The organism is Legionella steigerwaltii (assembly GCF_001468065.1).
GTDB classification, from domain to species: Bacteria; Pseudomonadota; Gammaproteobacteria; order Legionellales; family Legionellaceae; genus Legionella; species Legionella steigerwaltii.
Map to the genome: position 1 here is coordinate 1 of NZ_LNYZ01000009.1, position 12,407 is coordinate 12,407.

The window sequence follows — 12,407 nt, forward strand, 5'->3', positions numbered from 1 at the left end:
TAAAATTTTTAGACCCTAGCATCTTAAATCTGTTACCTATCAGCCCGGTTTGAAATGTTACCTATCAAACCGGTTGCACAAATTGGATCCCTTCTCCCCAACGGAGAGAAGGTGCCCATAGGGCAGATGAGGGAGAATGATCCCTAAAACAGCAGCAAAACATTTAATTGAACTCTCCAAAAAATGCTCGTGCACCAGGGGCTGTTTCCAATTAGCTAAACGTCGGAGAGCCGATCTGGACTGAAGGGATATATTGGCCTATAAATAATAAATTAAAGCCACCCTTAATAAAGAGAACTCTATGAACAGGTCAAAAATAAGCTTTATGCTCAGTGGGTTGATGATGTTATTTTCTGTTACCGCACAGAGTATGACTGAAAATGTGTCACAGGCTGATTCAGATGCTGCTCGAATTTCCATGTTGGAGAAAGCACTGGCGCCACAGAAGCTGGACGGAGTCGCGAATTTGTTCGCAAAAGCCAATAAACAACGTAATGGTGCCGTCCAATTCATGTTATTTTCGGATCAATTAAAAAAGAAATTTAAAGATCGTTGGCCTTACTGGGTTTCAGGAGTTTCCAGCCCATGGATTACTTCATATAAGATTAAAAAAATGGCGCAAGGGAAGAACTCTTGGAAATTTGAAATAACGTATCAATGGGCAACTGCTGATGGTCCATTTAATCCTCCTTTGGTGCAAACCATAGTTGTAGCACCTGTGCCTAAAAATATAAATTCATCACAAAAATTTTGGATCACTGAATTTAATGAGAAGTAGTGAGCTCCTCACAAAATTTGAATAATTCGCTTATTTACGTGAAAGTACGTGCCAGAAAAAGGGTAGCCTGGGTGAAGGTCCGAAGGACCGAAACCCGGGTTTCACTTCGTTTCACCCAGGGCAGATAAGTTAAGCCGCACGATATGCACGACCCCTAGGTAAGACAAGATTTTTTCGGACACGCTTATGGGGATGTAAATGAGCGCAAATTACACGCTGATACTATAATTATCTTAGGTGTCAGTTTAAGGAACAGACAATGCATAACGGAGAGGATGTAATAAAAGAAGATTTTCAAAACATTCTATTCAGGAATGGGTTTTCTGCTCATGAATTCAAAATAACAATAAAGAGTGGCTCAAGCTATGATCCCAACCAAATAGTTAGTGCGCAAGTATGGATAACGATTGAGAGGAATTCCATAAAAAAACAATATGGGTTATATCGAAGTAATTGGCCAGAAGATTTTGAAACAGACTTAAAAAATGGCTATTTTAACTAGTGCAGCTTAGTGATTACTATAGCCTGGTTGCTTGCAACCAGGCATTTAGATTCTTTCTATTTTTTGAACGCAGCAATTCCTAGTGTTGCAACAACGGCTAAAGCCACTCCTACTCCAATCGAAGTTGGAGAGAAAAAGCTATAAGGATTTACTTCGCTCTCTTTTTCCTGCCCATTCTCTTGCGAAGATGACTCTTTTTGTGCGCCCTGCTGTTCACTTCCTGGGGTTGGTGATTTTTCTTTAGGAGTAATAGCTTGAGTCCATTGCATTTTCCCTCGCGAAGATGAAGATGGTGCAATCACTTCACTCTCTGACGATTCTTCTTTACCTATACGGGTATGGGTTTGTGCCGCTAAAAATCTGCGCTCCGCTATTTTTTCTTTAGAATCATAAAATATGGGTTCTGTTATAATCACTGTTCCGCTGGGTGTTTGCGCTTTTCCTACTATCGCAGTTGCTTCAAGTTCTGAATAACCAGTTTTTTGTAATTCTGCAATCTGGTCATCTAATATTTTTTTGGTGGGAGAAGCAGCTTCCCCAAGCTTAAGATGTTCTTGATCTATTTTTCCTTCTGTCTTCTTGTCATTCCAGGATACATTTTTTTTCTCCCTCTTGGGCGCTCCCATTGTCGTGGATTCGTATTTCTTTCTCATGAAAAACCTCTGTACTGTCACTAAAATGAAAACAATTTTAACAATAAATAATTAAGGAAATATGAACTAGATCTTTTTGTATTCATTTTGTTCAATAATGTTCTGTTCGCTGTTCGTACTATCAAAATCAAGCCCAATTGCTTAATTCAACTATACTTAGGGAAGTAAAACTTTTTATGGGATTGGTCAATTTCATTCAAAGGACGAATGCAGATGAACAAGGGAGATAATAGGGAGGACATTTATGAATATCGTAGGGTAACCTATACTCCTTATGTCTCTATGCAACCCCCTCTCTGGAGAGTGTTCATACCGCCTATATTTCTATCGCTAATCTGTATTCTTATTGAGTATAAAACGAACTTTCTTGTGTTCCATACTCTGACTGAGTTAATTTCAGTGTTTATCGGGTTAACTGTAATGACGGTCGTAGTCACGACCACGCAATTCACACAAAATCAGTTTGTGGTATTTATTTCTTTTGCTGTGGGTTGGTGTAGCATCATTGATATCGCCCATATTTTATCGTACGAAGGAATGAATTTGTTGCCTCATGGTGGAGGTAATTTAAGCACTCAACTTTGGGTTTCTGCGCGCACTCTCCAGGCCTTATCTTTTCTTTTTTCCATTTATTTTTTCAGGCATTCCATGAAGATTTGGGTGGTTAATTTGGTTTTCTTTTTAATAATCTGCGCTATTTTTGTTGCCATTTTCTCAGGTTATTTCCCTACAACGTATATTGATAATTATGGGGTAACCTGGTTTAAGCTCTATTGTGAGTGGGGGGTAGTCCTCATCTTAACTATGGCGCTCATATTGCTTTGGTATGAGAAGGCAATGATATCAAAAGAACTGCTGTTTTATATAAGCCTGAGTATGATATCTATGATACTTTCCGATTTGGCATTTTCGGATTATAAAAATTTATTTGGTTTCGAGAATATAGTCGGGCATATATTCAAAATATTCTCATTTTGGTTTATTTATATCGCGCTGGTGGTACAAACCTTACGTCGACCTTTTGCTATGTTGGCACGTGCTGCAACAACGTACGATAATATTCCAGATCCCACTTTTATTGTTCAATCTGAAGGGACCATCAGCCAAGCGAACACTGCCGCAGGAAAAATTACCCGTATTAAACCTGAGGAATTAGTAGGTCTATCCTCCCATATGCTTTTTCATAATAAGTTTGTAGCGATCGAGCAATGCCCCATATGCTCGCAATTATCAATCGCGAGAAACAAATTTATAGTGGAAATCAAGACTGAAAAAGAGAATTGGGTGGAATGTAACTTATCACCTATAGATTCTGATTTATTTCCCAGCTCTTGGGTACAAATAGTAAGAAATATCACGTTCCGTAAGGCACTCGAAGAAGAGCGGAAAAAATTGACGTACGACTTGGGTGAGCGGGTTAAAGAACTTCAATGTCTTTATACCATTTCAAATTTAATTGTGCTCCAAGGCTTGAATATTGAAGAACTATTTATAAAAACAGTTAATGAGTTACCATTCGCTTTTCAATTTCCTGAAAACGTGGTTGTAAAAATAGAAAGTAATTGGGGGGAATTCAGTTCAGACCCCAAAGCGAAACAATTACATCATCAATTGAAAAAAGAATTTAAATCTAATGGGGGAACCGTAGTAAAAATAAATGTATTTCATCGTGTTTCCTCTTCAAAATCGGCGGTTTTTTTACCTGAGGAAGTTGCCTTTTTAGACTCGGTAGCTACTCTTTTACAGAATGCGCTGACGCGGTTTTACTCAGAACAAAAAGCAACAGAAGCAGAAAAACGATTTCAAGAAAGTGAAAAACATTTCCAAGCATTTATTGAGCAAGCACATTTTGGAGTATATATACGTAATAAAAAGCAGTTTTTGTACGTAAATCCACGCTTTTGTGAACTTGTAGGAAGAAAAGAACAGGATTTGCTTTCTATAGGATTACTGGATTTGATAGAGAGTGAATCTATAAAGAAATTAGTTCTTGAACAGTGGGAACACTTAGATCGAGGCGAATCAAGCATTACGTATAACTTGCCTTTAACAAGAAAAAGTGACGGTGTTTCGTTCATTTTAAGAGTTGATACGACGGTCATATCTTGGAAGGGTAATTCTGAATTTCTGACTATAGCCGATGACGTGACTGAAATTCAGCATGCAAAAGAACAAATAGATCAATATGTAGCTCAATTAGAAGCTGCTATAAAGGGGACTTTTCTCGCTGTGTCATCTATGGTTGAGCTTCGCGACCCCTACACAGCAGGTCATGAGCGTCGGGTAGGCTTAATCGCAAAAGCGATTGGCGAAGAGATAGGTTGGTCAGCTGAGCGGTGTGCATCACTTGAGCTTATGGGCTTGGTTCATGATATAGGAAAAATCTCGATACCTGCTGAAATTCTTTCCAAGCCAACTCGATTAACCGAGGCTGAAATGGCGCTCGTTAGGGGGCATCCACAGGCAGGTTATGATATTTTAAAAGAGGTTCCACTTAAAGAACCTGTGGCGGAGGTTATCTTGCAACATCATGAACGTCTTGATGGGAGTGGCTATCCTCGAGGATTGCAAGGAAAAGAGATTTTGCCTGAGACATTGGTGATTATTGTAGCTGATGTATTGGAAGCCATGTCATCCCATAGACCCTACAGGCCTGCTTTAGGTTTGGATGCTGCTGTAGCGGAAATTAAACGTGGAAGAGGTATTCTATATGATGAGGAAGTTGTAGATGCTGCATTAAAACTTATAGAAAAAAATAAATTGCCACTTGAGTATTGAATTTTCTTCTCATAAATAGGGAAAGAGTCTGAGAGAGGTTCATCACTTTCACTTATTAGATAATATCATTAACGATTTATTTTAATCGTAGCCTGGGCGCAGGCGAAGCCGTAACCCGGGTTTCGCTATGCTTCACCCAGGCTACACAATCCCTTAGAATGTATTAGTATAATTAGATTATATTCTTAACCCAAGGGTATCTTATGTTTCGAAAAACCGCGCCTTGTTTTTTTGCAGTTGTTATTGATGCTTTAGGTTTTGGACTTGTTTATCCAGTCATGACCGCTCTATTTACAGCAGAGCATAGTCCTGTATTAAGTGCCGATGCTAGTGTGGCAGTAAAACATTTTTATTTGGGATTAAGTTATATGCTCTATCCTTTATGCATGTTTTTCGGAACGTCCTTTATGGGGGATTTATCTGATGTTTGGGGACGGAAAAAAGTATTACTGCTGTGCATGTTGGGAATAACTATCAGTTTCCTACTCATGGGGATAGGAGTTGCTTTTTCATGTTTGAGTTTATTACTTATTGGCCGAGCTCTTTCTGGTTTAATGGCGGGTAGCCAACCCATAGCGCAGGCCTCTATTGCCGATTTGAGTACCCCTGAAACCAAAGCCTTGAACATGAGTCTGATTTCCATGAGTTTTAGTTTCGGCTCTGTTCTTGGTCCCTTACTTGGCGGGGTTATGTCGGATCAACAATTATTGCCATGGTTCACTTTTACTACCCCATTTTTGATGGCAGCATTTCTTGCGTTTATTGCTTGGGTGTGGATAGAACTTGGTTATCAAGATACTGTTTTAGTTTTGTCGCATAAAAAAATATCTTTTTTTCGGCCAGTACAAATTTTCATAGAAGCATTTGAACATAAATCAGTTCGCATACTGGCATTGGTTTTTTTATTGATGCAAATGGGATTTAGCCTTTATTTTCAATTCATTATCGTAGAGATGAAGCTCGTTTACCATTACACTAACTGGCAACTGGGTGCAGTACAAGGCATGATTGGTTTAGGTTTTGCTATTGGTATCCTGATTGGCATGCCTTTTTGTGTGAACCGGTACAAAGTACAGCACATCGCTTTATACACACTGGTGCTTACGGGATTGGGCCAATTGTTGGTTTATATTATTCCCAATCCTTTGTTGCAATGGCCCTTGGCAGTGCTCATCGCAATTTTTGATATTATGGCATTTGCTTGTTTATTAACTTTATTCTCCAATGCTGTTGATGCTCAATCACAAGGATGGGTGATGGGTATATCTGGTGCAGTGATGGCCTTTGCCTGGATGGTTACGGGATTTGGGTCCAATTTATTATCCATTATTTCCAGTGCCGGTTTAATTGTTATCGGAGGAGTGCTCCTGCTCGTTTCGGCGCTGCTTTTATTGAAAAATAATTGATACGTGCTATCTCATTTTAAAAAGCCATGACCTATGAATACCAAACAACTTTTTGAACAGGCTTCTTATCTGACACAAGTCAGAAGATTAAGGGCTTTGGCTATTGAAGCGCTTAAACAGTACCCATTTATTACCCGAAAGATTGAATTTATTAAATACAGTGCCAATGCGATTTTCAGAGTCACAGACCATCAAAACAAACGTTATGCATTGAGAATTAATCCTTATGGACATCATCAACAGGCGGCGCTTCAGGAAGAAATGCAATGGATACAGCACATACTTACTACGACCAATCTTAATGTGCCTGTGCCAATAAAAACTAGTTCCGGACAATACTTTATCGAAGTTCGTCATCCGCTGGTCCAAACAAATCGATATTGTTTTGTTTCTGAATGGTTAGCGGGTAAGAAAAAATGGAACAGCATCAATGAACACTATGCCAATAAACTAGGGCAGTTGATTGGCATTTTACATCAGAGCGGGCGTGGGATATCCATGCCGCACAGAAACTATTGGCTCGCAGATGGGTTAATTGGTGCTGAAACAGCAAAATTTTACAATATTGAAATGCTTTCGGAGGTGTCCATTCAAGAACAACAGGTGCTCACTGCAGCGAGAAGAATGGTTTATGAAATCTTAAAAGAATTCGAATGCAAACATCCAGATAAAACTGGCGTGATTCACTCCGATACCCAGCCTAATAATATTTTGGTGCATCAGGGACGGTTTGCAATTATTGATTTTGATGACTGTGGACTTGGATTTTATCATGATGATTTGGCGGTTGCTTTGTGTGCCTTCGAACATGTAGCCGAGGGGAATTCGCAGCAGTCATTTCATCGGTTAAAAGAGGCTTTATTGCATGGTTACAGTGAACAAATGCCAATTTTAGAGGAAGATATTCGATTGCTTCCCTATTTTATGTTGGCAAGAAAGCTGGTAACTATAGCTTGGCTGGAGGCGCGCAAAACGAATCCAGGGATTCGTTATTATTTTCCCACAGCAGTTGACCGCGCGATTCGCTTTTATCAACAAATCTGACTTTTCTCTCAAATTCTTTATTTGTTACTGTAACTTAGGAGTACTGGATACATTCTCCAATTGCTTTGTAGGTTTACGTGAGAAAAAAGAGCCTACATAACTCAAGAGGGAACGATTCGAGTTTGTCTCTGTGCTCTCTTCAACTTCGATGATTTCTGGCTCGGGATACAAATTCTCTTGAACCATTTGAAAGCCTGCAAAGATACTCTTTAGAACGAAGGGCAGTAAGGTTAACATCATCAGCATACTGCTTAAATTCGTTGACTCGTTGAACAGGAGATAATTGGCCAAGGATTGAAAAACAGCGATGAGTAGCGCAATGCCCATGGTATTGGAAATTAGTCTTGACGCATTGATATTTCGGTTATCCATGGGTAAATCAGCGCTTTGATTAATTTCATAAAACGCAATCCACAACCATAATAGGTCGAATGCAACGCTATACCAATGTTGCTGATTCATTTCTTTGACATTTGCGCCGACCGCTTTCGCTAAATAAAAGGTCATGTTTCCGCTTTTAAGTGCTAAAGCCATAGTCGGCTTTTCTTGTGAATTTGCTAAAGGAGCGAATTGCTGTACAAACAGGCTCTTTGGAAGATTAATGTCAAAAAGCTCATAAAAGGTTTTATCAGAACCAAATAATCTTCTTAGTTGTTCTTCACTGATATTTGATAGAGCACCTACTCCAGGCGCAAACGTACCATCATCGGAATGATGCGCGATAACCACATTGGAGTTTTTCATCATCATGACATCATTCGTCCCATCGCCATTTGCGACGATAAAATAATGATGGTCCTTGAGATAACGGGCCAGAATACCCTTTCCTTCAGTACTCATTTCCGCAAAAATAATGGCTGGACGTTTTGTTTTATCTCTATCCATCAATTTTTGAAACTGGCCTAATACGGTTTCATTGACGCCTGCAAATATGACTGTGGCATCGGGTGGGCAATTTTTTTCACTTAAACCGTCAAAAGCCTGGTCTTCAGCCTGATTGGCGCGAATGATAATGATGTTTTTCGCGTTTTCCGGACATAATACTTTAGCAATATTTACCGCTGCTTTAGTTGTATCGCCAGTTGCTACAAATACTGGAACTGATATTTCTCGGCATTGAGCGATAAATTTTTCAGCTCCTTTTTTTACTGGGTTATCAATAATAAACGTGCCGTAATAACCCAGTTTTTTGAGCAATGATGGATTTTTTAAAATAAAATCTTCAATCGTTTTTTTATCATCTTTATCAAATAATTCTTTTAAGGTTGTAAACTCAAATTCATTAATTGGCGTGTGGGCGATGCACCAATCACGGGATAAAACTGCGGTACGACTTTGCATCGAAGCATAAGCCTGCAACAAAGGAGTTTCTTGAAATGCATCCGCTTTAGGCACCCCACAAAAGACAAGAGAGGATTTTTCACCATCGTGAACGAGGGTGAAACGACCGCCAAAGGTACGATATAAACCCAGATGAAACGTCTCAACTTCTTTTTTAGAAGCAATTATTTTTTTAAAGTGATTGTTTCCCAGGGTGGTTACTTCCAAACACTGAGAATTATCCAATAAAGATTTGAATAATCCCAAAATGGCATGTTCCTCAGGTTCTAATTCTTTTATATTGTTGGTGAAGGCATAACAAAATACCTCAAAGGATTTGCGCCATTGTGTTTCTTTGGGAAGAAGTAAATTTCCATTGTTTTCTTTAATTAGATGCTGTACCTCAGATTGCATATCGGTAGTCCACAATCCTAATACATTCATTTGTGTTGTTGTCAGGGTGCCCGTTTTATCTGAAATAATGGCCACCCCATTGGGAAATTTGTCACGATAATATCCTCCCAATGCATTACATAAATCCACTAGACGAAGCGCATCAATGGTTTCAAAAGGTTGATCTCCCAAATTGCTATTCAGGCTTTTCATTAAACGGCTATTTACTGTTTCACGTAAAAAAGCCTCAGAAAAGGGAATCATCGTTTGGAAGAGGGTGAACATAAGTCGGAGTGTTTCTGCAGGCATTAGGGTAATGTCTCTCTGCAGAAAAGCAGCCATAATAATGGAGCCTAAAATAGAATATAAAACGCTTCTTTGTTTTCGTTCGGCAATAATGTCATTAATAACCGCTTTCTTCTCGTAGTTACTGCTTAATAAAAGTTCCTTCTCAGGTTTAATTTGAATAAAAATGTTGTCATTACCGTATAGGTTTAATTTATCACCTACAAGTACGCCTGCTTGTTTGCCATCCCTAACTGCATATAAGTCCACTTTCTTGTAATTTGAATTCAAATTAGCTTTGGTGTTATGTTCTATCCAAACATCCTCACCATTTTGCGCTTTAAGATTCACGCTGAATTTTTTTCGCTCCAATGTTTGCGTGAACTCACCTTCTAAGTTACGTTGTAGCGCAACGAGCTCTCCAGATATTGGCACACAATCCAAATTGATGCGCTCATCGCAAAGAACTAAATCCCCAGTACGGAGCTGGTATCGAGGAACACTAACGAATCTGGGACCATTCGCAGTAAATTTTAAAACACGATGTAATTGATGATTGTACTCAAAATCATGGTCCAGTTTTTCCTGCTGCACACGCATTTTTTTTATAGTCGATGGTGCTAAATCAGCAATTAATGCGGGTAAGTTACGGAATTTTTGTACGATTCGGTCCGCATAACGAATATTGTGAGAAATAAGTCCCAATTGAAAGGCACGGGAACTTACCATAAGCTCACTGGCGATAAAGTGATTGATTTGGAAATACAAATTGGATATTGGCGTCAACCCACTCGAAATCACTGCAGTATCTGAACGCTGCGCGCCTCGACTGTATTGGAAGCGGACGAGTAATTCTTGTGCTTTTTGCGTGAGATAAGAAATTCCGCTTGGAACAACCAAGGCACTGGTTCCCAGTCCGGCAATTAATGAATATTCATCAGCTATAGGGAGTAAAAAGGTAGTGCCTTTAAAAACTGAACTGTACATGTAAGTTATTGCCATAACCTCACTGGCTACAGCAGCAGAGAGCGCTACTCCGGACTCTAGTTTATTGTCTGTAATCCGATTTAAAGCACAACAGCCTAATATGATGGCGCCAAAAAGAAATTTGACAACAAAATCATATTCGGAACTCCCCATTAGGTATTCACTTAGAAGCGGTGTTAGATAATGACCAAGAAGTAATGCTGCCCCAGAAGAAATTGTAGGCCAGATGTATCTATTGAAAGTACTCCAATCCACAGAGTCTAAAGAAAAGGTCCATGCCAGAGTGTGGTACAGCTCTTTGACGCGCAAGGAAAAAAAATTGTTTATTTGTGCTGCGGTACTTTTTAAATAGTATGTTCTATCGGGTTCGGCGTGTTGTATCAATTGAAGGGGTAAGGCTCTGCTGTTTTTAGGATTTTTGTTTTGCGATTTTGGGGAAGTAGGTATTTTTGTCTTCATGTCTAAATCCTTTTTGCATGCCAATAATCCCATTGGATATTTAGGGCCCATCTTGATAATTAACTTATCTCCATTAAAGGTTCAAGAGGATTTGATAAAAAATAATTATAAAATGGCTTTGAAATGGTTTTTGATAGGTAAAAGCAAACACAGGCCAGACCTATGTTTGCTACTCAGTATTATTTAAAGTCGCATATCATGAGGAAGAACATGAGCTCCTGCAGGTTGTGGGGCTGTGTGGGCAAAGAGTCCTTTTTGTGAAGCCAAAACTCCTGCCGTTTGAGTGTTAGAACCCGCTTTATTTTGATTATTAGCAAAGCGGATGTCTTCAATATTCTTGGTTTGATTTACAAGTATTTCTGCAACAAGGGTTTGTTCGTTCAAAATATCCAATAAGTTTTTTGAAACGTTTTTGAGCTTACATGCGCCCTTGTTATCCAGAACAAAAAGATCTCCTTGATTATTCAGGCCATAACGTATAGAAAAAATTCCCTTAGCAGTATTAAAGTCAGTAGCAAAAGTGATCATCCCTTTCCTTGAGGAGCTGCTTTTACGTATTACAAAGGGGAGTTCGGGATTATCTGCCAGAACGGTTTTACCTTGTTGTGCATCTGCAACAAAATAAGGACCTTCTACAAGCTCTTGATAAAGAATTTCGCCTTTAAGGTTTGATTGAGCCTTATGAGTGCCAGGCTTCCATGTGTCATCGTAATTTATTATGAACTTTGCTTGTTCAGTAAGCAAAAACAGTGTGGTCACTATTCCTCGCGGATGCATTTCTACCTCGAATCGCTCATCTTCATCAATCAGAAAGATTTTTTTATCATTAAAATCAAAGTCAAAGGGAAATGAAATGATACCCTTAGCCGTTTTAAAGGAAATAGAGAACAGCGCACGTTCATCACCATGTTGCCTGCTGGGATGCACAACATAGGGAGCCTTAGGATCTTTAGCGAAGTAATCCTTAACCTCATCAATACTTTTGATAAATCGGCCATATTTAAACACATCACCCATAATATAAAATATTTTCTCTTTGCGGCTCATTACACTATCCATCAGTGTCTCTGCAACTTTACCCAGATCATCGATATTTTGATGCATCGCACGTACCCAGAATGGATAGTTTGATATGGGTTTTCCTTCACCCTGAAGAGACTCTATTAATTGCTCTTTTTCTCCGTCGTAACGATGTAAACGCAGGGTTACATTTTGAGGAATCATGTAGGGATATTCGCTAAAATAGTGATTCAGCGCGTTCAATATATCCATTCGATCATCAAAAAAATCAAAAACTATTTCTTCTCCGGGATGATCCGCCGCTGCTTTTTGCATTTGTGCAAAAAGCAGCGGCCTCTTATATTCATCAGTTTGTTTGCAATCAACATGATGATGAGTATTCCTATGGAACATACCCCATGTGTTCTTAGTGATTTCGCTCATGATTAAATTGAACGAAGTGCCGTTTTCCAAATCTCCCTCTATATCGGCCAGCAGTAAGGGGTCATGTACCATGCCCAGAGCATTACAAACAGTGAGTATGGCTGGGCAACATGATCCTTTCCCATTCAATTCGTCAATACTAAGGTCCTGTCTGGTAGAGCCAATGAATGCATAGGTTGCTGAAAATTGATTATTTTCTCTTTTCAGTTGGAATAGAAGATCTTGATTCGCAAGAATAAGGGCATTAGCCTGCCGTCCTTTATATTCATTATCCCATAATTCCATGAACGTCTTATTGAATAAACATCCATCAAAATCTAAAGATATATAACGTATTGCCATTTTGAACCTTAAAAAGT

The 12,407-nt window shown here is 39.1% G+C and carries 8 protein-coding genes; 5 read left to right on the forward strand and 3 right to left on the reverse strand.

Annotated features, from left to right (window positions below; translation table 11 throughout):
* The first annotated feature begins 301 nt into the window (after nucleotides 1-301).
* Together Lstg_RS06200 and Lstg_RS06205 are read left to right on the forward strand one after the other, a co-directional pair.
* Nucleotides 302-778, forward strand: coding sequence for a hypothetical protein (locus Lstg_RS06200; protein WP_058476800.1), 477 nt, complete (start codon nucleotides 302-304; stop codon nucleotides 776-778).
* A gap of 259 nt (nucleotides 779-1,037) precedes the next feature.
* Complete coding sequence (locus Lstg_RS06205; protein WP_058476801.1) at nucleotides 1,038-1,280, forward strand: hypothetical protein; 243 nt, start codon at nucleotides 1,038-1,040, stop codon at nucleotides 1,278-1,280.
* Between the two features lie 56 nt (nucleotides 1,281-1,336).
* On the opposite strand, the gene Lstg_RS06210 is transcribed toward Lstg_RS06205, so the two are convergent.
* The gene (locus Lstg_RS06210; RefSeq protein WP_133129201.1) at nucleotides 1,337-1,933 is read right to left on the reverse strand and encodes a hypothetical protein; all 597 of its coding nucleotides are present in this window, start codon (nucleotides 1,931-1,933) and stop codon (nucleotides 1,337-1,339) included.
* Nucleotides 1,934-2,146: 213 nt separating this feature from the next.
* Between Lstg_RS06210 and Lstg_RS06215 the strand changes: the two genes are divergently transcribed.
* The 3 genes from Lstg_RS06215 to Lstg_RS06225 all read left to right on the forward strand — a co-directional run bounded on the left by Lstg_RS06215 (nucleotide 2,147) and on the right by Lstg_RS06225 (nucleotide 7,161).
* Nucleotides 2,147-4,711 (forward strand): MASE3 domain-containing protein, encoded by a 2,565-nt coding sequence (locus Lstg_RS06215; protein ID WP_058476803.1) that lies wholly within the window; start codon nucleotides 2,147-2,149, stop codon nucleotides 4,709-4,711.
* Between the two features lie 203 nt (nucleotides 4,712-4,914).
* Nucleotides 4,915-6,117 (forward strand): MFS transporter, encoded by a 1,203-nt coding sequence (locus Lstg_RS06220; RefSeq protein WP_058476804.1) that lies wholly within the window; start codon nucleotides 4,915-4,917, stop codon nucleotides 6,115-6,117.
* 33 nt (nucleotides 6,118-6,150) lie between these two features.
* A complete protein-coding gene (locus tag Lstg_RS06225) occupies nucleotides 6,151-7,161 on the forward strand; it encodes a phosphotransferase enzyme family protein (RefSeq protein ID WP_058476805.1) in 1,011 nt (336 codons plus the stop codon).
* 24 nt (nucleotides 7,162-7,185) lie between these two features.
* On the opposite strand, the gene Lstg_RS06230 is transcribed toward Lstg_RS06225, so the two are convergent.
* A complete protein-coding gene (locus Lstg_RS06230) occupies nucleotides 7,186-10,605 on the reverse strand; it encodes a hypothetical protein (RefSeq protein WP_058476806.1) in 3,420 nt (1,139 codons plus the stop codon).
* A 183-nt stretch (nucleotides 10,606-10,788) separates the two neighbouring features.
* The gene (locus Lstg_RS06240) at nucleotides 10,789-12,390 is read right to left on the reverse strand and encodes a hypothetical protein (protein ID WP_058476808.1); all 1,602 of its coding nucleotides are present in this window, start codon (nucleotides 12,388-12,390) and stop codon (nucleotides 10,789-10,791) included.
* Nucleotides 12,391-12,407 lie beyond the last annotated feature (17 nt).